This window comes from Streptomyces sp. HmicA12 (assembly GCF_000373565.1).
Classification (GTDB): domain Bacteria; phylum Actinomycetota; class Actinomycetes; order Streptomycetales; family Streptomycetaceae; genus Streptomyces.
The window spans coordinates 420996-441320 of sequence record NZ_KB891809.1 but is presented as its reverse complement, the minus strand read 5'-3'; the positions used below and the strand labels follow the sequence as shown (position 1 = coordinate 441320).

At 69.5% G+C, this 20325-nt stretch carries 16 protein-coding genes and 1 tRNA gene; 5 read left to right on the top strand and 12 right to left on the bottom strand.

Annotated elements, in window-relative coordinates:
* Nucleotides 1–13 precede the first annotated feature (13 nt).
* Entirely contained in the window at nucleotides 14–1366 is a 1353-nt protein-coding gene (locus B072_RS0119890) for an ABC transporter substrate-binding protein (RefSeq protein WP_018531729.1), read from the bottom strand.
* 256 nt (nucleotides 1367–1622) lie between these two features.
* Here B072_RS0119890 and B072_RS0119885 point away from each other — a divergent pair, with 256 nt between their 5' ends.
* Entirely contained in the window at nucleotides 1623–2678 is a 1056-nt protein-coding gene (locus tag B072_RS0119885) for a LacI family DNA-binding transcriptional regulator (RefSeq protein WP_018531728.1), read from the top strand.
* A 76-nt stretch (nucleotides 2679–2754) separates the two neighbouring features.
* On the opposite strand, the gene B072_RS0119875 is transcribed toward B072_RS0119885, so the two are convergent.
* From B072_RS0119875 to B072_RS0119865, 3 genes are all read right to left on the bottom strand, one after another.
* Nucleotides 2755–2827 (bottom strand) — tRNA-His (locus tag B072_RS0119875).
* A 134-nt stretch (nucleotides 2828–2961) separates the two neighbouring features.
* On the bottom strand, nucleotides 2962–3564 hold the full coding sequence (orn, locus tag B072_RS0119870; RefSeq protein WP_043244246.1) for an oligoribonuclease: 603 nt from the start codon (nucleotides 3562–3564) through the stop codon (nucleotides 2962–2964).
* A gap of 66 nt (nucleotides 3565–3630) precedes the next feature.
* On the bottom strand, nucleotides 3631–4956 hold the full coding sequence (locus B072_RS0119865; protein ID WP_018531726.1) for a GlxA family transcriptional regulator: 1326 nt from the start codon (nucleotides 4954–4956) through the stop codon (nucleotides 3631–3633).
* A gap of 1157 nt (nucleotides 4957–6113) precedes the next feature.
* Between B072_RS0119865 and B072_RS0119855 the strand changes: the two genes are divergently transcribed.
* Together B072_RS0119855 and B072_RS0119850 are read left to right on the top strand one after the other, a co-directional pair.
* The gene (locus B072_RS0119855) at nucleotides 6114–6638 is read left to right on the top strand and encodes a universal stress protein (RefSeq protein WP_018531724.1); all 525 of its coding nucleotides are present in this window, start codon (nucleotides 6114–6116) and stop codon (nucleotides 6636–6638) included.
* A 187-nt stretch (nucleotides 6639–6825) separates the two neighbouring features.
* Entirely contained in the window at nucleotides 6826–7407 is a 582-nt protein-coding gene (locus B072_RS0119850; protein WP_018531723.1) for a GPR1/FUN34/YaaH family transporter, read from the top strand.
* Between the two features lie 202 nt (nucleotides 7408–7609).
* Here the strand turns inward: B072_RS0119850 and glmS are convergent, their stop codons facing one another.
* Together glmS and B072_RS0119840 are read right to left on the bottom strand one after the other, a co-directional pair.
* Nucleotides 7610–9427, bottom strand: a complete 1818-nt coding sequence (gene glmS / locus B072_RS0119845) for a glutamine--fructose-6-phosphate transaminase (isomerizing) (RefSeq protein ID WP_018531722.1) — start codon at nucleotides 9425–9427, stop codon at nucleotides 7610–7612.
* Between the two features lie 34 nt (nucleotides 9428–9461).
* Nucleotides 9462–9719, bottom strand: a complete 258-nt coding sequence (locus B072_RS0119840; protein ID WP_018531721.1) for a hypothetical protein — start codon at nucleotides 9717–9719, stop codon at nucleotides 9462–9464.
* A 196-nt stretch (nucleotides 9720–9915) separates the two neighbouring features.
* On the opposite strand from B072_RS0119840, the gene B072_RS0119835 reads away from it, so the two are divergent.
* Nucleotides 9916–11505, top strand: coding sequence for a purple acid phosphatase family protein (locus B072_RS0119835; RefSeq protein WP_043244244.1), 1590 nt, complete (start codon nucleotides 9916–9918; stop codon nucleotides 11503–11505).
* 3 nt (nucleotides 11506–11508) lie between these two features.
* Here B072_RS0119835 and B072_RS0119830 read toward each other — a convergent pair whose 3' ends face one another.
* Nucleotides 11509–12402 carry a DUF4429 domain-containing protein gene (locus B072_RS0119830; RefSeq protein ID WP_018531719.1) on the bottom strand — a complete coding sequence of 298 codons (894 nt, stop codon included), beginning with the start codon at nucleotides 12400–12402 and terminating at the stop codon, nucleotides 11509–11511.
* A gap of 144 nt (nucleotides 12403–12546) precedes the next feature.
* Between B072_RS0119830 and B072_RS0119825 the strand changes: the two genes are divergently transcribed.
* Nucleotides 12547–14154 carry a beta-N-acetylhexosaminidase gene (locus B072_RS0119825; RefSeq protein ID WP_026246044.1) on the top strand — a complete coding sequence of 536 codons (1608 nt, stop codon included), beginning with the start codon at nucleotides 12547–12549 and terminating at the stop codon, nucleotides 14152–14154.
* A gap of 61 nt (nucleotides 14155–14215) precedes the next feature.
* On the opposite strand, the gene B072_RS0119820 is transcribed toward B072_RS0119825, so the two are convergent.
* The 5 genes from B072_RS0119820 to B072_RS0119800 all read right to left on the bottom strand — a co-directional run bounded on the left by B072_RS0119820 (nucleotide 14216) and on the right by B072_RS0119800 (nucleotide 20325).
* Entirely contained in the window at nucleotides 14216–15994 is a 1779-nt protein-coding gene (locus B072_RS0119820; protein ID WP_018531717.1) for an IucA/IucC family protein, read from the bottom strand.
* Nucleotides 15991–16596, bottom strand: a complete 606-nt coding sequence (locus B072_RS0119815) for a GNAT family N-acetyltransferase (RefSeq protein ID WP_018531716.1) — start codon at nucleotides 16594–16596, stop codon at nucleotides 15991–15993. The genes B072_RS0119820 and B072_RS0119815 overlap by 4 nt, the downstream gene beginning before the upstream one ends.
* Entirely contained in the window at nucleotides 16593–17858 is a 1266-nt protein-coding gene (locus B072_RS0119810) for a lysine N(6)-hydroxylase/L-ornithine N(5)-oxygenase family protein (protein WP_018531715.1), read from the bottom strand. Before B072_RS0119810 ends, B072_RS0119815 begins: the two co-directional genes overlap by 4 nt.
* Nucleotides 17842–19284, bottom strand: coding sequence for a lysine decarboxylase DesA (gene desA / locus B072_RS0119805; RefSeq protein ID WP_018531714.1), 1443 nt, complete (start codon nucleotides 19282–19284; stop codon nucleotides 17842–17844). Before desA ends, B072_RS0119810 begins: the two co-directional genes overlap by 17 nt.
* A 174-nt stretch (nucleotides 19285–19458) precedes the next feature.
* Complete coding sequence (locus tag B072_RS0119800; protein ID WP_026246043.1) at nucleotides 19459–20325, bottom strand: siderophore-interacting protein; 867 nt, start codon at nucleotides 20323–20325, stop codon at nucleotides 19459–19461.

The following is a 20325-nucleotide window of genomic DNA, read 5'->3' as shown; positions in this document are numbered from 1 at the left end:
CAACGGCCGTCCGTCACTGCTCGATCTTGTCGTCGACCAGCTTCTTGACGTTGTCCCACGCCTTCTTGGGGTCCGTGCCCCGCTGCTCGACGTCGAGGATGCCGTTGTCGGTCAGGAAGGTCTTCACCTGGCCGTCGTGGGCGCCGATCGGCGCCGACTGGATACCCGCCGCGATCTTCGAGTAGATCTGGCCGACCGGGGTGTCGCCGTAGTAGTCGACCTTGGCGTTCTTCACGGTGTCGGAGGCCAGGCCGTCCTTCGTGGACGGGATGTTGCCCAGCGCCGTGAAGACCTTCTCCTGCTGCGCCGCGCTCGTCAGCCACGCGGCCAGCTCGGTGGCTTCCTTGACGTGCTTGCCGGAGGCCGGGACGCCGAGGAAGGAACCGCCCCAGTTGCCGTTCTGCGGGGGCAGGGCGACGTCCCACTTGCCCTTGTTGCTGTCGCCCGCCTGGCTCTGGATCTGGCCGAGCATCCAGCTCGGGCAGGCCACGGTCGCGAACTTGGAGTTCTTGAACCCGGCGGCCCAGGTGCCCTTCTCGTCGAACTGGCGCAGCTTGGCGGTGTAGCCGTCCTGCGCGGCCTTGACGGCCAGGTTCCACGCGGTCTTCACACCGGCGCTGCTGTCGTAGATCAGCTTGCCGCTGCTGTCGGAGTACTGCTCGGGCTGGCTGGAGAGCACCGCGTTGAACAGACCGCTCGCGGAGTCGGTGAAGACGGTGCCGCTCGGCGCCTTCTTCTTGTAGTCGGCCGCGACGTCGATGAACTTCGACCAGTCGCCCTGCCACAGCTTGGCGACCTGGTCGCGGTCCGTGGGCAGGCCGGCCTTCTTGAAGAGGTCCTTGTTGTAACAGACGGCCATCGGACCGATGTCGGTGCCGAAGCCGATCGTCTTGCCGTCGGCCGTCGTGGCCTGCTTGGTCTTGAAGTCGAGGAAGTCCGAGACGTGGGCGCTGTCGGCCTTCTTCAGGTCCTCCCACTTGCTCGCCATGGTCGGGCTCGTGGCCTCGGCGATGTAGCCGATCTCGATGGCCTGGATGTCGGCGAGACCGCTGTTGCGGGACATCCGCAGCTTGAGGGTGTCCCAGTACTTCTGGCCGTCGGTGGTGTGGTCCTCGACGATCTTGATGTTCGGGTGGAGCTTCTCGTACGCGGCGTAGAGCTTGGCGCTGTCCTTGCCGTTGTCGAAGCCGAACGTGCCGAACGTGCCCACATGCAGCGTGATCTTGCCGCCGGCCGAGCCCGAGTCCGAGTCGGTGTCGTCGCTGGCGCTGCATCCGGTGGCGAGGAGTGCGGCGGCGGCGACGCCTGCGGCGGTGGCCAGTGCGGTGCGGCGGGTGCGGCCGCGGGAGTTGCCCGAAGTGCGCATTGCGTCCTCCAAAAGCTTCGGTTGCTCTGACGTGCTGTGCCCCGGCCAACTGCCTTGCTGGGCCCGTTCTTCGTGCTGCGGCTCGGGCGGGGGAGTGTGCAGGGTATGTAAGGAGCAGATACGGTGGGAGCGCTCCCATCCGTGATGAGTTGAAGATTCGCGCCTCGGACGGTGGGTGTCAAGATGTGTGACGGCGACAAGTCGCCGCGGTTATCGGGCTGTTAGATTCCGCGGGAGACTCGGGGAGGTAGAAGCCATGGTGGCTCACGGCACTCACGGCAGGCGTCCGACGCTGGAGGAGGTCGCGGCCCGGGCCGGTGTCGGCCGGGGCACCGTCTCCCGGGTGATCAACGGGTCGCCGCGGGTCAGCGCGGCCACCCGCGCCTCGGTCGAGGAGGCCATCGCCGAGCTCGGCTACGTCCCGAACACGGCGGCCCGCGCCCTCGCCGCGAACCGCACGGACTCCATAGCCGTGGTGGTCCCCGAGGCGGAGTCCCGGTTCTTCTCCGAGCCGTACTTCTCCGGCATGGTCGGCGGTGTCGGCATGGCCCTCGCCGAGTCCAACCTGCAACTTCTGCTCACGTTCGCCCGCGGTGAGCGGGAGCGGGACAAGCTCGCCTCCTACCTCGCGGCCCACCGTGTCGACGGTGTTCTCCTCGTCTCCGTCCACTCCGACGACCCGCTCGCCGACCGCCTCCTGCAGATGGACATTCCCACGGTGATCAGCGGCCCCCGCTCCGCCGACGAGCCGCTGCCCTCGGTCGACACCGACAACTACGCGGGCGCCCGCTCGGCGATCGAGCACCTGGTCTCCCGCGGCCGGCGCTCGATCGCGATCATCACCGGCCCGCTCGACGTGTACGGCGCCCAGCGGCGACTCGTCGGCTACGAGGACGAACTGACCGCCTCGGGTATCGCGTACGACGAGAAACTGGTGGCCTACGGAGACTTCACCGAGGAGGGCGGCCGGCGCTGCATGACTGATCTTCTTGAACGCAGCCCCGGGCTTGACGCGGTCTTCGCCTGCTCCGACCTGATGGCCTCCGGGGCCCGTCAGGTGCTGCGCGAGGCCGGCCGCCGGATCCCCGACGACGTCTCCCTGGTCGGCTTCGACGACTCGATGATCGCCCGCCATCTGGAGCCGGGTCTGACCAGCGTGCGCCAGCCCACCCGCGACATGGGCCGGGCGATGACCGAGCTCCTCCTGGACGAGATCGCGCTGGCCGCCGAGGGCAAGCGCTCCTCGGCCCGCCGGGGCGCGGAGCGGCACCTGGTGCTGCCGACGGAGCTGGTGATCCGGGCGTCCTCGTAGGGAGCCGCGGGCGGCCGCGGCACCCGGAAACACCGAAGGCCCCGGTTCTTCCGAACCGGGGCCTTCGACCCTTCAGGGTGAGTGACGGGACTTGAACCCGCGGCCACCTGGACCACAACCAGGTGCTCTACCAACTGAGCTACACCCACCATGTCCGGTCGTTTGTCGTTCTTCCGACCGGCCGAGAAAAAGTGTACAGGGTCCGAAGGGGTGCTCGCGCACCCCTTTTCGCACCCCCGTCCTCAAGGGGGCCCGGACCCTGTACGAGCGGGCCTGGGAGCGGTTACTCCGCAGGCAGGACGTGCTTTGCGGCGATGCTCTTCGCGGTCTCGGAGTCGGGCCCGGGCTGCGGGACGAAGACCGCCTCGCGGTAGTAGCGCAGCTCCGCGATGGACTCGCGGATGTCGGCGAGCGCCCGGTGGTTGCCGTTCTTCTCCGGACTGTTGAAGTACGCCCTCGGGTACCAGCGGCGGGCCAGTTCCTTGACCGAGGACACATCGACGATCCGGTAGTGGAGGTAGTCCTCCAGCGTCGGCATGTCACGCAGCAGGAATCCGCGGTCGGTACCGACCGAGTTCCCGCACAGCGGGGCCTTGCCCGCGTCCTTGACGTGTTCACGTACGTAAGCCAGAACCTGCTCCTCGGCGTCCGCGAGCGTCGTGCCGCCCGCCAGCTCGTCGAGGAGACCCGAGGCGGTGTGCATGGTGCGCACCACCTCGGGCATCTGTTCCAGGGCCTCGTCCGGCGGGCGGATCACGATGTCCACTCCGTCGCCGAGTACGTTCAGCTCCGAGTCGGTGACCAGTGCGGCCACCTCGATGAGCGCGTCGTTCGCCAGCGAGAGTCCGGTCATCTCGCAGTCGATCCACACCATGCGATCGTTCATACGGACAACCCTACGGGGCAGACCTTCTCGCTGGCAGACGACGGGCGTCAGCTCGTGAACCTGTTGCTACGGAGCCGTCCGCGGTCCGGGCAGGCTCGCCCGCCCCGGCGCGAACGCGTCGGACGGCGGTTTGCCGCCCTCCGTGTGCCCCGTCGGCCCCCCGGGTCCCGTCTGCAGGGCCGCCGCGTGGGCGCCCAGCGGTGACGAGGCCGCGGCGGTCCGCCGGGACTGGGTGGGCACCGGACCCGGGCCCTGGGCCCCCGCGGGGTCCCGGTCGACGGGCCCCGGCACGGAGGTGAGCTCGACGGACGGCTTCTCCGAGAGCTTCCCCGGATGCCCGCCGCTGCCGTTCGACCCCGGGCCTTCGCCCGTCTGTGGCCTGCGCGCCCGGTACGCCGCCCGGTACGCGGCCGGGGACGAGCCCAGCTGCCGCCGGAAGTGCCCGCGCAGCGCGACGGGAGAGCGGAACCCGCAGCGCCCCGCGACCTCGTCCACGGAGTAGTCGGACGTCTCGAGCAGCCGCTGCGCCTGCAGGACCCGCTGCGTGATCAGCCACTGGAGCGGGGCGGACCCCGTCAGCGACCGGAAGCGGCGGTCGAAGGTGCGGCGGCTCATGTACGCGCGGGCGGCGAGCGTCTCCACGTCGAACTGCTCGTGTAAATGCTCCAGCGCCCAGGCGACGACCTCGGCCAGCGGGTCCGCGCCGATCTCCTCGGGCAGCGACCGGTCGAGATAGCGCTCCTGTCCGCCGCTGCGGCGCGGCGGGACCACCAGGCGGCGGGCGAGCGCTCCGGCCGCCTCGTTGCCGTGGTCCGTGCGCACGATGTGCAGACACAGGTCGATGCCGGCCGCGGTGCCGGCACTCGTCAGTACGTCGCCGTCGTCCACGAAGAGCTCGCGCGGGTCCACATGGACCGACGGATAGCGCTTGGCGAGCGTCGGCGCGTACATCCAGTGCGTCGTCGCCGGGCGGCCGTCGAGCAGGCCTGCCGCGGCGAGTACGAACGCGCCGGTGCACAGGCCGACGATGCGCGCGCCCTCCTCATGGGCGCGACGAATGGCGTCCAGCGCCTCCTCCGGGGGCGGTGAGGTGATCGACCGCCAGGCCGGCACGACGACCGTGCCCGCCCGCGAGATCGCCTCGAGCCCATGAGGCGCGGTGAGTTCCAGTCCGCCGGTGGTCCGCAAAGGCCCCTCTTCACCGGCGCACACGAGCAACCGGTAGCGAGGAACTCCTGCGTCCTGACGGTCGATTCCGAACACGGAGAGCGGAATGGAACTCTCGAAGATGGGTCCGCCGCTGAACAGCAGCACCGCGACGATCTCGCGTCGCCGGCGCCCTGACAGCTTGCGAGCCGCCGCCTCCGGCGCAGTGGTGGAGTCGTGGCTCATCCTGCTAAGCCCCCCTCGGTGATCGCGGCTCCCTCAATACTTTGACGGGCTGTTCGCTCCTGCACGTTTCCCCTCGGTCCTGCTGAAGTCCCCCGCCGCCAAAAACTCGACCAGTCATGATCGAATCTACTGTGTCCCTGGCTGCCCCTGTGACCAGTTAAAGACCTGGCACATTGTCGACATGGCAACTTGGCGTGAAGCATTCGATCACGAAGCGTTGCACTCACGGGCGTTGCTGGGAAGTACGCCTCAACTCAGTGGCCGGTCCCCGTAGGGTGCACGAGGGTTTTACGGCCCTTTCAGCCCTGCTGGAACGGGGGTTGGAGGCAGCCGACAGCAAGGATCGGACCCCCGGCCGAAGTTGGCTGAAAATATACGGGGTGGTGTGCTGGAAGTGGTCACTCCACCGGCGCACCACGCTCGGCCCGGTGCCCGCCCCTGTGCGCCCCCGACCCGGTTCGGCCGTGCCTTCCACGATGCGCGCAGCATTGTTCAGTGTGCAACCGTGCGGCACCACGTTCCGACTGACTCAGCAGTAGCCGGCAGGCCGCGGTCACCGCGGCGAGCCCCAGGGCGGCCCCGGCGGCGCCCGCCGCCGAGATGCCGTACCCGACGAGGACGAGCGGCACCAGGACGCAGCTGAACGCGGCCCATCGGACGACGTCGCCCGCCCCCTCCGCGCCCACCGGTGGCGCGTCATGGGCGTGAGGGGGCGTGTGCGTGTGCGACTCCGGCGTACGGCCGGGTGCCGGAATGCTCCGGCGCGTGGTGGCGGGCGGGTGCGTCGTGGACGGTCCGGGCACGGAGTGCTCCCTGTGGCTCCCTGGGTCGAGCTGGTTCGGAAGTTCAACGCGCGGTCCGCGTCCCGGTCACTTGATCCGCCCTGGAGAGAGCCCACAAGAGTGCGCAAACCGCCTGTACGGGGCAGCAACCATTGCCATACGGGCGGGGCCTCGTGCATGCTCCCCTGAACGCTGCGGAGCGCACATTCGTACAGGTCCGAGAGCGGGCCGGAGTCTGGGCAGAGGAGGAGTGTCGCCGTACCCTTGGGGGTATGGGGTTGGGAAGATGATTCCCGGACACAGCTCCGCCGATCAGTTGTCATCCTCTCAACAGTCCCCTCTTATGAGGCCCACGAGGTACACGCCGAGACACTCATGGCCGGTCACGAACTCCCCGAACCCGAAAGCCGCAAGCGGCAGGTCGCCGACCCTTCGGCGACCCCCCGGACGGCCGAAGAACCACGTCACGCATGTGACCCCGCCTTCAAGCACGGCGTCGTCGTCGGCTTCGACGGCTCCACATCGAGCGAGCGGGCACTCGCGTACGCGATCGGCATGGCGCATCGCTCGGGCTCCGGGCTGATCATCGTGCACGTCGCGAACCGGCTGCCGACCACCGTGTGGGCGGGCTGTGAGCCGCCCGTGTTCGTGGATGTGCCGGACCACAGGACCGAGGTCCTCGGCCTGGAACTCGCCTGTGCGGAGTATCTGTCCGAGGTGCCCTGGATCCTCGTCGAGCGCGGTGGCGACATCTGCCACGAGCTGGAGGAGGTCGGCCGGGAGTACTCCGCCGACGCCATCGTGGTGGGCTCGACCCACGGGCTCGTCGGGCGGATCTTCGGCTCGGTCGCGGGCCGGCTCGCGCGGCGTGCGCAGCGGCCCGTCGTGGTCATTCCGTAACTGGCTTCTGTCCCAGGTGGGATGTGGCTGAGGGTTCCTCAACTTTTCTTCTGGGAAAGGTTGTTGAATTTTCCGCCGTGGATAAATCTACTCGCGCGTAGAGGTGGTTTGTGCCCTTGTGAAGGGTACATACCGGTCGCTGGACAACAGCACAGAGCACCCGCACTTTGCATGAAGGGAGCCCGCTGTGGACAACGACGTCTCCGCGGGAGGCACGGCGACCATCCCGTCCGTCTCGACTCTCGGTCAACTCGCTCTAGGACTCACCCTGTTGGCGTTCGGTCTCGGTCACACCGCGGTGATCGACGACGTGACGGCGGCCGACGCGGTGTCGATCGCGACCTACGTGGGCGGGATCGCCCTCTTCGTCGCCGGGCTGCTCGCCCTGCGCGACGACGGCTTCACGGGCACGGCCTTCGCCGGGCTCGGCGCGTTCTGGTTCACCTGGGGCGTCGGCGCGGGTGACACCGTGTCCGCGAACGCGGCGGGCCTGTTCCTGCTGCTCTTCGCCCTGCTCGCACTCAGCCTGACCCTCGGCTCCGCCGGGGCGGGGGTGTTCGTGCGGGGCACGTACGGGGCGCTGTTCGTGGCGCTGCTGCTGCTCGCCGTCGCCGCGTTCGGTGACGCGGACGGGCTCGCCAAGGTCGGTGGCTGGTTCGCCGCGGCGGGTGGCGTTCTCGCCTGGTACGGGGCTACGGCCTCGATGGCCGGGCTGCCGACGGCGCTTCCTGGGCGTGCTGCCGGCCGGGGGGTGACGGCCACCGGCTGACAGCTGCGGGCCGGGGCAATGGGCGGCCCCGGCCCTCCGGGAACGGGTCCCTTCGCGTCCGGTGGCACGCGAAGGGGCCCGTTCGTTTGCGCGGAATCGCGTCTGCGCGTTCCTGTCCGTCGCCGACCGACGGCCGGTGGGGCTTCTCGCGCAGTTCCCCGCGCCCCTGAGGCATGCGCTGCGCGCAGCCTCCCCCGGGTGGCTACTCCACCGTCACAGACTTCGCCAGGTTGCGGGGCTTGTCGATGTCGCGGCCGAGGGCCAATGCCGTGTGGTAGGCGAGGAGTTGGAGGGGGATGCCCATCAGGATCGGGTCGAGCTCGTCCTCGTTCTTCGGGACGACGATCGTGCGGTCCGCCTTCTCCTGCTCCTGGTGCGCGACCGCGAGGATGCGGCCGGAGCGGGCCTTGATCTCCTCCATCGCGGCGCGGTTCTTCTCCAGCAGGTCGTCGTCCGGGACGATCGCGACCGTGGGGAGCGCCGGCTCGATGAGCGCGAGGGGGCCGTGCTTCAGCTCGGAGGCCGGGTAGGCCTCGGCGTGGATGTACGAGACCTCCTTGAGCTTCAGGGACGCCTCGCGGGCCACCGGGTAGCCCCGGACGCGGCCGACGAACATCATCGAGCGGGCGTCCGCGTACTCCTCGGCGATCTTCTTGATCTCCGCCTCCTGGGCGAGGATCTCGGAGATCTGCCCGGGCAGCTTGCGCAGGCCCTCGATGATCCGCTTGCCGTCGGCCACCGAGAGGTCGCGGATACGGCCGAGGTGCAGGGCGAGGAGGGCGAAGGCCACCGTGGTGTTGGTGAAGCACTTGGTGGAGACGACGCAGACCTCGGGGCCCGCGTGGACGTAGACGCCGGCGTCCGACTCGCGGGCGATGGCGGAACCGACGACGTTGACCACGCCGAAGACCCGCGCGCCCTTGCGCTTCAGTTCCTGGACGGCGGCCAGCACGTCGTACGTCTCGCCGGACTGGGACACCGCGATGTAGAGGGTGTCGGGGTCGACGACCGGGTTGCGGTAGCGGAACTCGGAGGCCGGCTCGGCGTCCGCGGGGATGCGGGCCAGCTCCTCGATCATCTGGGCGCCGATCAGGCCGGCGTGGTACGAGGTGCCGCAGCCGAGGATCTTCACGCGGCGCACGGTCCGGGCCTCGCGGGCGTCCAGGTTCAGGCCGCCGAGGTGCACCGTGGAGAAGCGGTCGTCGATGCGGCCGCGCAGCACGCGGTCCACGGCGTCGGCCTGCTCGAAGATCTCCTTGTGCATGTACGTGTCGTGGCCGCCCATGTCGTAGGAGGCCGCCTCCCACTCCACCGTGGTGGGGGAGGCCGTCGTGCGGGTGCCCTCCGTCGTGTACGTACGGAAGTCGTCGGCCTTCAGCGTCGCCATCTCGCCGTCGTCGAGGGTGACGATCTGGCGGGTGTGGGAGACCAGGGCCGCGATGTCCGAGGCGACGAACATCTCCTTGTCGCCGATGCCGAGGACGACCGGCGAGCCGTTGCGGGCCACCACGATGCGGTCCGGGAAGTCGGCGTGCACGACCGCGATGCCGTACGTGCCCTCGACCAGGCGGAGCGCCTCGCGGACCTTGTCCTCCAGGTCCGACTGCTGCGAACGGGCGATGAGGTGGGTGAGGACCTCGGTGTCCGTCTCGGAGAGGAACTCCACGCCTTCGGCGGTCAGCTTGGCGCGCAGCTCGGAGGCGTTGTCGATGATGCCGTTGTGCACGACGGCGACCTTGTTGTCGCCGGACATGTGCGGGTGCGCGTTCTCGTCGGAGGGGGCGCCGTGGGTGGCCCAGCGGGTGTGGGCGATGCCGGTCGTGCCCTTGAAACGGGCCGGGACCTTCGCCTCCAGGTCACGGACGCGGCCCTTGGCCTTGACCATTTTCAGGCCACTGGCCTTGGGGCTGGTGATGACGACGCCCGCGGAGTCGTAACCGCGGTACTCCAGGCGCTGCAGGCCCTCCAGGAGCAGCGGCGCCACGTCACGCTTGCCGATGTAACCGACAATTCCGCACATAAGTTGGTGAAATCCCCTCTGCGTGAAGCACTGTTCATCCGTAGACGATGCGGCGGAGCTGCCGGAGCGAGAGCTCCGGCGGGGCCACCGCCCGGTACCGCAGGTCCGCCGTGATCTGTTCGAAGATCGCCGCGTTCACCAGGCCCTGACCCTGGAGCTCGCGGTGCCGGCGGCGGACGTACGCCTCCGTCGGTTCGTCGAAGTAGGCGAGCACGTCCTGGATCACCCGCAGCGCCTCGCCCCTGCTCAGGGCGGTGGTCCGCGTCAGGTGATCGACAAGTTCCTCGTGCACTCGGTAGATCCTGAGGCAGGGTGCGCCGTTTCGCAAGAAATCTGCCCGATATCGGGCAAGGCCGTGGGGTTCGTGGTGACGGCCGGGGTTCTTGGGGCGGAAGTGGGCAAGGCTTGAAGCGCGCCATGCCGCTTGTTCGACCCGCGTTCATCCGGCGTATCCGACCGGGATGGGTGGCCCCAGCACCTTTCGGGCCATGGACATTCCACGTATGGGCGTACCCGCCGAACTGGCCGACCGGAGCCTGGCCGAGCAGCACGAGTACCTGCGCAGCAAGTTCTCCCGGCGCACCATGATGCGCGGCGGTGCCGTCACGCTCGGCGCGGTCGCGGGCGGGGTCTTCGTGCCCGGCGCCGCGCAGGCCGCCCCGGCGGCCAAGGGGTCCGCCGCACCGGTTTCGGCCACCGAGCACGTCGACGGGGCGCTCGTGGCCCCCTTCGGCCGGCACCTCTCCTACGGCGACGACGCGCGCACCGAGATGACGGTCTCCTGGCAGGTGCCGGCCCCGGTGAAGAGCCCGTTCATCCGGATCGGGGCGAGCGCCGGCGAGCTGTCGCGGAAGATCGCCGCCGAGGTCCGCGCCCTGTACACGCCCGCCGGCGTCGGGACGAGCGCCGACCACACCCAGTACTACGTGCACGCGAAGCTCACCCACCTCAAGCCGGGCAGGACGTACTACTACGGTGTCGGCCACCAGGGCTTCGACCCGGCCGAGCCGAAGTTCGCGGGCACCGTCGGCACGTTCACGACGGCGCCTTCCCATGCGCAACCGTTCACCTTCACCGCCTTCGGCGACCAGGGCGTCAGCTATCACGCGCTCTCCAACGACGCCGTGATCCTCGCGCAGGGCCCGGCCTTCCACCTGCACGCCGGTGACATCGCGTACGCGGACCCGTCGGGCTCGGGGCAGACGACGGACACCTTCGACGCGCGCACCTGGGACCTGTTCCTCGCGCAGACCGAGTCCGTCGCCAAGTCCGTTCCGTGGATGGTGAGTTACGGCAACCACGACATGGAGGCCTGGTACTCGCCCAACGGCTACGGCAGCCAGGAGGCCCGCTTCGAGCCGCCCGCCAACGGGCCCGACCCGAAGAACCTCCCCGGCGTCTACTCCTTCGTGCACGGCAACACCGCGGTCATCTCGCTCGACGCGAACGACGTGTCGTGGGAGATCCCGGCGAACCTGGGTCTGTCCGGCGGCACGCAGACCAAGTGGTTCGAGCGGCAGCTGCAGAAGTTCCGGGCCCCGGGCTCCGGCGTCGACTTCGTCGTCGTCTTCTTCCACCACTGCGCGTACTGCACCGCCACCTCGCACGCCTCGGAGGGGGGCGTGCGCAAGGAGTGGGTGCCGCTGTTCGAGAAGTACACCGTCGACCTCGTGATCAACGGCCACAACCACGTCTACGAGCGCTCCGACGTGCTCAAGGGCGACAAGGTCACCAAGGAGCTGCCGATCGGCGGCACCGCGTACCCGGAGACCGACGGCGTCGTCTACGTCACCGCCGGAGCGGCGGGCAAGAGCCTGTACGCGTTCCCCGTCGCGGACACGTACGAGGGCAGCGAGAAGGACATCGACCCGTTCGCCTCGTACGTCACCCAGGAGGGCGGCGGCAAGAAGGCCGTGACCGTGGACTGGTCGCGGGTGCGGTACACCAACTACTCGTTCCTGCGCGTGGACGTGCAGCCCGCGCCGGTCGGGCGCACGGCGACACTGACCGTGCGCGGGCTCTCCGAGGCCGGGGCCGAGATCGACCGGTTCGTGGTGGCGCGGAGGGTGAAGCGGTAGGCGTCACATCCGCTTCAGCACCGCGGCCTTCGCCGTCGCGAACTCCTCGTCGGTGAGTATTCCGGCCTGATGCAGTTCGCCGAGCTCGCGCAGGCGGCGCAGCAGCGCGTCGTGGTCGTCCTCCGGCACCGGAGCGGGCTCGGGTGCCGGGGGCGGGGGCGCGGGCGCCTTCTCCAGTACGGGCGTCGGGGCCGCCGCCCCCGGGTGCGGCAGGCGGGCCTGGACCGCCGCCGCGACCAGGGCCATCAGCGGGTCCTTCTTGAAGCCCCACAGCTCCACGGAGTTCGGGTCGTACTTCGGCGGGGCCTTGGTCGGCGAGGAGCGGACGGTGAAGCGCAGACAGCCGTTCTCCAGGCCCACCGCGGGCTGCCACTCCACCGCCGCGATGTCGGCGAGGGCCAGCAGCCGGGTGCCCGCCGAGGCCTTCGCGTCCTCCGTCTTCCAGTTCCACTCCAGGCGGATGTGCTCCCCGTCGAAGCTCGCCGTGCCGTCGCCCGCGGACACGGAGAGCGGCACGGGCGGCCCCGGCAGCACGTACGCCGTGCACGCCGAGGACGGGATCTGCTCGAGCAGCAGCGCGTTGCGCACCTCGTCCACGAAGTACTCGGCGACGCCGTAGCGGTCCGACTCGACGGTCAGCTGGTACGGGTCCGTGCCCTCCGTCAGCTTGCCGCCGGTCGCCTGGAGGAGCGGGTCCGCGCCGTCGCGCAGCCGCAGCCGCAGCCGCCCCGACTTCTTGCCGTGCTCGAAGGAGACCCCCGCCAACGCCCGCAGGGGCAACGTGAGTTCACCCAGTGTCTTGCGGAGCAGGTTCACGTTCTTGTCGCGCCCCGGCACCAGCCGCAGCGTCTCCCCGTCGAACGTCCACGTGCCGTCACGCTGGATGATTTCCGCCATGGGGCAATTCTGGCATCAGCCACCGGGAGAAGTGGTCTACACCTTGACCCCGCCGCGGGGTGGACGGTACGCATGGTGATCGATCGGTTGCTCAGCTCGCACACAGAATGCGCATCACGAACCCCGTCTCCGTCGAAGGGACCGTTGGTGAGGAAGCACCCCAGATCGAGAGCCCCCTTGTTCGGCTCGCTGCTGCTCGTCGTCGCCGCCGGGGCCGCGGCCCTCGGCGCCGCACCGGCCACCGCCGCCCCCGCCGCCACGCCCCTCGGGCAGATCGTGCCCGCGCCCGCGAAGGTGGTCGCGGGCGGATCCGCGTACGAGATCACGGCCAGGACCCGGATCCGGGTGGACGACGGCTCGCGGGACGCGCGCCGCGTCGGTGACTACCTCGCCGGGGTGCTGCGCCCCTCCACCGGCTACCGGCTGCCCGTCACCGACGACGCGGCCCGCGACGGCATCCGCCTCGAACTCGACACGAAGGAAAAGGGACTTGGGGGCGAGGGGTACCGGCTGACGTCGACCGGCAGGTCCGTCACCATCGTCGCCGCCGCGCCCGCCGGGCTCTTCCACGGCGTCCAGACGCTGCGCCAGCAGCTGCCCGCCAAGGTCGAGGCCGACAGCAGGCAGTCCGGGCCGTGGCTGGTCGCGGGCGGCACCGTCGAGGACACCCCGCGCTACGGCTGGCGCGGCGCCCACCTCGACGTGGCACGGCACTTCTTCACCGTCGACCAGGTCAAGCGCTACATCGACGAGTTGGCGCTCTACAAGGTCAACAAGCTGCACCTGCACCTGACCGACGACCAGGGCTGGCGGCTCGCCGTCGACTCGTGGCCGAAGCTCGCCACGTACGGCGGCTCCACCCAGGTGGGCGGCGGCGCCGGCGGCTACTACACCAAGGCCCAGTACAAGGACATCGTCCGGTACGCCTCCTCGCGCTATCTGGAGGTCGTGCCCGAGATCGACATGCCGAGCCACACGAACGCGGCCCTCGCCTCCTACGCCGAGCTGAACTGCGACGGCGTCGCCCCGCCGCTCTACACCGGCACCGACGTCGGCTTCAGCACGCTGTGCGTCGACAAGGACATCACGTACAAGTTCATCGACGACGTGGTGCGGGAGGTGGCGGCCCTCACGCCCGGCAAGTACCTGCACATCGGCGGCGACGAGGCGCACTCCACCAGCCAGGAGGACTACAACACCTTCATGGACAAGGTGCAGCCGATCGTCGCCAAGTACGGGAAGACCGTGGTGGGTTGGCACCAGCTGACCGGTGCCGCGCCCGCCAAGGGCGCCGTCGCGCAGTACTGGGGGCTCGACGGGACGAGCGCGGCGGAGAAGGCGCAGGTCGCCGCGGCCGCCAAGAACGGGACCGGGCTCGTCCTCTCGCCCGCCGACCGTACGTACCTCGACATGAAGTACAACAAGGACACCCCGCTGGGGCTGTCCTGGGCCGGGTACGTGGAAGTGCGGCGGTCCTACGACTGGGATCCCGGCAACTACCTTCCGGGTGCGCCGAGTTCGGCGATCCGCGGGGTCGAGGCGCCGCTGTGGTCGGAGAACATCAGGACGTCGTCCGACATCGAGTACATGGCCTTCCCGCGCCTGCCCGGCGTCGCCGAGCTCGGCTGGTCGCCCGCGTCCACGCACGACTGGGACATGTACAAGGTGCGGCTCGCCGCGCAGGCCGAGCGGTGGGACGCACTCGGCATGAACTACTACCGGTCGCCGCAGGTGCCCTGGCCCGCGACGTAGTCGGGGTACGTGAAAGGGGCTCGCCGGGGAGGACCGTCTCCCGTGGCGAGCCCCTTTCGGTCTACGGGGCGATCGGGTTCTCCAGGTCGCCGACCAGCTGCAGCGCGCCCGACGGGTCCGCCAGGTCCACCATCTGCTCGTTGTTGCGCAGCTGGAGCCGGTTGAGGGCGGACAGTGCGAAGGTCGGGGCGAACATGTCGAACCGGTCGAACTTGTCCGCCAGTTGGGGCGTCGACTCCTGGTGGTCGCGGACGCACTCGGCGACCGCCGACCAGAACGTGTCCTCGTCCAGGACGCCGTCCGTGACCAGGTTCGCCGCCAGGAAGCGGAAGAAGCAGTCAAAGACGTCCGTGAAGATCGACAGCAGTTTCATGTCGTCGGGGACGTCGGCGCGGATCCGGTCCACCTGCGGCGGCAGCACCGCGTCCGGGTCCATCACCGCGATCTCCTCGGCGATGTCCTTGAAGATCGCCCGCTGCACCACGCCCCGCTCGTCCAGGACCAGGATGACGTTCTCGCCGTGCGGCATGAACACCAGGTCGTAGGCGTAGAAGCTGTGCAGGAGCGGCGTCAGGTACGACTTCAGGTACGGCTTCAGCCACTCGCGCGGGGTGAGGCCGGAGCGCTCGATCAGCGCACCCGCCAGCGAGGCGCCCTCGCGGTCCACGTGCAGCAGCGAGGCCATCGTGGCGAGGCGCTCGCCGGGGGCGAGCGACGGGACCGGCGACTCGCGCCACAGGGCCGCCAGCATCTTGCGGTACGGCGAGTAGCGGTCGGTGGCGGCCTCGTACTCCAGGTGCCGGTAGCCGACGGCCGCCCGCTCGCGGATGATCGTCAGGCCGGTGCCCTTGAGCACCTCGTCGTTCTCGATGAGGTTCGCCAGCCAGTCGTTGATGGCCGGCGTCGCCTCCATGTACGCCGCCGAGAGGCCGCGCATGAAGCCCATGTTGATGACGGACAGGGCCGTCTTCACGTAGTGCTTCTCGGGGGCGCTCCGGTTGAAGAACGTACGGATCGACTGCTGGGCCAGGTACTCGTCGTCGCCCTCGCCGAGGCAGACCAGGTGCTGCTGCGCGATCTCGGCCGCGAAGGTGACGGAGAGCTTGTTCCACCACTGCCACGGGTGGACCGGGATGAGCAGGTAGTCGGCCGGGTCGAGGTCCTGCTCGCGCAGCACCGTGTGGAACCGGGCGATGGTCTCGTCGCCGAGCTCGTCACGGAGGAACGACTCGTAGTCCAGGCCGGCGCCCGCCGTGAACGCGGCGCGGTCGCGGGTCGCCGCCAGCCAGATCAGCCGCAGCGGGCTGGCGGTCTCCGGCGCGTACGAGAGGTACTCGTGGATGCCGAAGCCGAGCCGGCCGTTGTTCGCGACGAAGCAGGGGTGGCCCTCGGTCATGCCCGTCTCGATGGCCTGGAAGTCGGCCGTGGCGGCGAGCTCGGCCGACGACAGGTGCGGCTTCGCCAGCTTGTAGCAGGTGCCGGAGAGCGTGGAGGAGATCTCCTCCAGGTAGACCGGCAGGATCGCGTCGCTCAGGCCGAGCGAGTCCTTCATCTCGATGAAGAACTGCAGCGCGTTCAGGGGGAGTTCGGTGCCGTCGCGGTGCCGGGTGATCGAGTCGGGGGAGACCTGCCAGTGGTCCAGGCGCAGCCGGCGGGCCGTGAACCGGTAGCGGGTCAGGCCGTCGTCGCTGCGGACGACGTACCGGTCCGCGCCCTCGCTCGGCTCCGGAGTGAGGATCCGCTCGTGCGTGAACTCGGCGAGTGCCTTGCGGATGAGGAGGCGGTTGGCCTCCGCCCAGTGCTCGGGGGTCAGGTGGGAGACGGTGTCGGCGATGCTCATGCTCCCGTGCTCCTTCCGGTGGCCGTCTGCGTGGCCGTCTGCGTGGCCGTCTGTGTGGCCTTCTCGAACTGTTCGCGCGTGCAGAAGCTCAGCAGCGCCTTCTTCTCCGGCTTGTCGATCTCGCGCTCCGGGACGAAGCCGACGGCCTCGTTCAGGGTGTGCACCGCCGTGTTGCGCACATCGGGCTCGACGACGACGCGGTGGACCGCCGGGTCCGCGAACAGGTGGGCCATCACCGCCGTGATCACGGCGCGGGTGAAGCCGGGTATGCGTATCCCGGACGGCGCGGTGAGGAAGTGCATGCCGGTGTCGCCGGGCTCCGGCTCGTAGAGCCCGGTCAGCTCGACGTACCGCGGGTCGTAGCGCTCCATCAGGAACGCGGGCTCGCCGTCGTGCAGACCGAGGAACGCGTCGTGGTGCTCGTGCGCCGCGATCGCCATGTACTCGCGCTCGACGTCCTCCAGCTTCGCGTCCTGCATCAGCCAGAACGCGGCCTTCGGGTCGGTGACCCAGCGGTGCAGCAACTCGGCGTCGGCGGCCGGGTCGAGCGGGCGGAGGGTCAGCGTGCCGAGCGTGTGGGGGGACGTACGGGTGTTGCTCATACTGCGAACTCCTGGAAGGCGATGGTCTTCTCGACGGGGTAGTACTCGGTGCCGAGCAGCTCGCCGATGATGTAGCTGTTGCGGTAGGCGCCCATGCCCAGGTCGGGGCTGGTGATCGAGTGGGTGTGCACGCCCGCGTTCTGCAGGAAGATGCCCCGGCCGGTGGTGTCGACCGCGTAGTTGCGGGCGATGTCGAAGCGGCCGCGGGCGTCCCACTTGATCCGGTCGCGGACCGGCTCCAGGAAGGCGGGCGGCGCGTACTTGTAGCCGGTGGCCAGGATCAGGCCCTCGGTGCGCAGCTCGAACTTCTTGTCCTGCTCCTCCTGGTGGAGCCCGAGGACGTACTCGCCGTTCTCGTGACTCGCGGTGGAGAGAGCGGAGTTGGTGAGCAGGCGGGTGGGGACGGGTCCGTCCAGGCCCTTCTGGTAGAGCAGGTCGAAGATGGCGTCGATCAGTTCGCCGTCGATGCCCTTGAACAGGCCCTTCTGGCGCTCTTCGAGCGAGTACCGGGTGGCTTCCGGCAGCGCGTGGAAGTAGTCGATGTAGTCCGGGGACGTCATCTCAAGGGTGAGCTTGGTGTATTCGAGGGGGAAGAAGCGCGGGGAGCGCGTCACCCAGTTCAGCCGGTAGCCGTGGACGTCGATCTCGCTGAGCAGGTCGTAGTAGATCTCGGCGGCGGACTGGCCGCTGCCGACCAGCGTGATCGACTCCTTCTGCTGGAGGGCCTGCTTGTGCTGCACGTAGCGGGAGTTGTGGATGACTCCGTCGCCGCCCAGGTCCTTGCAGGCGTCCGGGATGTGCGGCGGGGTGCCGGTGCCGAGGACGAGGTGCGGGGCGCGGTACGTCTCGCCGCCCTCGGTCACGGCCGTGTACAGGCCGTCGCTCTCGTCGTACGTGACCTGCGTGACCGTCGTGTTGAAGCGGATCGAGGAGAGTTTGCCGGCCGCCCAGCGGCAGTAGTCGTTGTACTCGACGCGCAGCGGATAGAAGTTCTCGCGGATGTAGAACGCGTACAACCGCCCCGATTCCTTCAGGTAGTTGAGGAAGGAGTACGGGGATGTCGGGTCGGCCAGCGTGACCAGGTCCGACATGAACGGGGTCTGGAGGTGGGCGCCGTCGAGGAACATGCCCGAGTGCCACTCGAAGTCCGGCTTGGACTCCAGGAACACGCCGTTCAGCTCGGCTATGGGTTCGGTCAGGCAGGCGAGGCCCAGGTTGAAGGGGCCGAGCCCGATCCCGATGAAGTCAGCTTGCGCGGTCAAGGGTGTCTCCCAGGTACTGCTCGGCGTGGCCGGCGATGAGGTCGAGGACGGCCGTGATGTCGTCGAGGGTCGTCTCGGGGTTGAGCAGGGTGAACTTGAGGTACTGGCGGCTGCCGACCTTGGTGCCCGCCACGACCGCGTCGCCGGAGGCGAACAGGGCCTTGCGGGCGTACAGGTTGGCGCGGTCGATCTCGGCCGGGTCGGTGACGGAGGCCGGGATGTAGCGGTAGACGAGGGTGGACAGGCTCGGCTCGACGACCACGTCGAAGCGCGGGTCGGCGGCGAGCAACTCCCAGGCACTGTGGGCCAGTTCACAGACCTCGTCGAAGAGGGAGCCGATGCCGTCGGCGCCCATCACGCGCAGTGTCAGCCACAGTTTGAGGGCGTCGAAGCGGCGCGTGGTCTGCAGCGACTTGTCCACCTGGTTGGGGATGCGCTCGGCGACCGTACGGCGCGGGTTGAGGTACTCCGCGTGGTAGGTGGCGTGCCGCAGGGTGGCGCCGTCGCGGACCAGTACGGCGCTCGAACTCACCGGCTGGAAGAAGGACTTGTGGTAGTCGACGGTGACCGAGTCGGCGCGCTCGATGCCGGTGAGCCGGTCGCGGTTCGTCGTCGACGCCAGCAGGCCGCAGCCGTAGGCCGCGTCGACGTGCATCCAGGTGTCGTACTGGGCGCACAGCTCGGCGATCTCCGGCAGCGGGTCGATGGAGCCGAAGTCGGTGGTACCCGCGGTGGCGACGACGGCCATGGGGACGAGGCCGTCGGCGCGGCAGCGCTCCAGCTCGGCGGCGAGCACCAGGGTCTGCATCCGCTTGTCCTTGTCAACGGGGATCGACACCACGCAGTGCGGGTCGAGGCCGAGGAGTTTGGCGGACTTCTGGACGCTGAAGTGACCGGCCTCGGAGGCGAAGACGCGGAGGTCGCCGGGGGAGCTCGCCTTCGCCTCCTCGCGGGCGAGGAGCAGCGCCTCCAGGTTGGACTGGGAGCCACCGGAGGTGAACACGCCGTCGGCGGCCGGGCCGAGCCCGATCCGGGCGGTGGTCCAGTCGATGAGCTTGCGCTCGATGAGCGTGCCGCCGGCGGACTGGTCCCAGGTGTCCAGCGAGGAGTTGACCGCGGACAGGACGGCCTCGCCGAGCACGGCCGGGATGACGACCGGGCAGTTGAGGTGGGCCAGGTAGCGGGGGTGGTGGAAGTAGACGGCGTCGCGGAGGTAGACGTCCTCCAGCTCGTCGAGCGCGGCGATGGTGTCGTGCAGCGGTGCGTCGAGGTCGACGGCGTCGACGACGGGGGAGAGGGCGTCGGGTGTGACGCCCGTGAACGGCCGTGCGGTGGTGGCGAGTTTGGCCGCCACCCGCTCGATTCCCTCGGTCACGGAGCTGCGGTACAACTCCGCGGTCGTGTCATTGAGCAGGTGCGAGCGCATGAACGGTTCCTCCGGGTGGGGATGCGGGTGTTCCCGGGTGGGGCAGGAAAAAGGGCGGGGACGCGAGCCCTGACTTAGGTTAGCCTAACCTAATTTGAGCTCGCGACCCCGCCCCTGAATGTGGCGAAATGTGTAGTTGTATGGCGGGAATTGAACCTAACCGGAGGTCAGGGTTCAGGCGGCGGCCTGCTCGCGCAGCGCGTCCTCGCTCAGCCCGCGGCGCCAGTACCCGACGAACTTCACCGCCCGCTTGTCGTAACCGCGCTCGCGCACGAGATGGCGGCGCAGCTCCTTCATCGCCCCGGACTCGCCGGCCAGCCAGGCGTACGGGCTGGTGGCGTCGGGGAGTTGGGCGGCGCGGATGGAGTCGAGCGCGCTCGGGGCGTGCTCGTCGCGGACCAGCCAGTGCACGGTGAGGTTCGCCGCGGTGAGGATCGGCTGGATGTCCTCGCGGTGCGGGACCTCCAGCCACGCGTGCGCGGAGACGGACGCGGGCAGCCAGGCCAGGATGCCGAGGGCGGCGGGCAGCGCCGTCTCGTCGCCCCACATCAGGATGTGGTCGAAGTCCCGCGGCGGCTGGCAGCGCACGGCCGCGTTGTCGGCGATCGCCGGGCCGAGCACGACGACCCTGTCACCGGGCCGCGCGGCCTCGGCCCAGCGGCAGGCGGGCCCGGTCGTCGCCGGATCGGCGTTGTGCAGGACGAAGTCGATGTCGACTTCCTCCGCCGGGTGACGGCGCTGGCCGCTGAGCGTGTACGAGCGCATCACCGCGCGCTCGTGGTCCGGGATGGCCCGGTACGCCGCGTGCCAGCCGCGGCCGTCGTCGCCCGGGATGACGGGCGGAAGCACGGGGGCGTCCTGGCCGGGGTGCGGCAGGAAGAGGGAGAGCGACTGGTCCCGGCCGCCGCCGTGGAAGTCGGCGAGCTCGGGACCCGTGAAGGTCACCCGGAGCAGCGACGGGCCGAGCCGCCGCGTGCGGACCACTTGCAGATCGAAGAATCGGAAAGGGGCTACAGCGGGGGCTTCGGCCGTCGCGGTCAT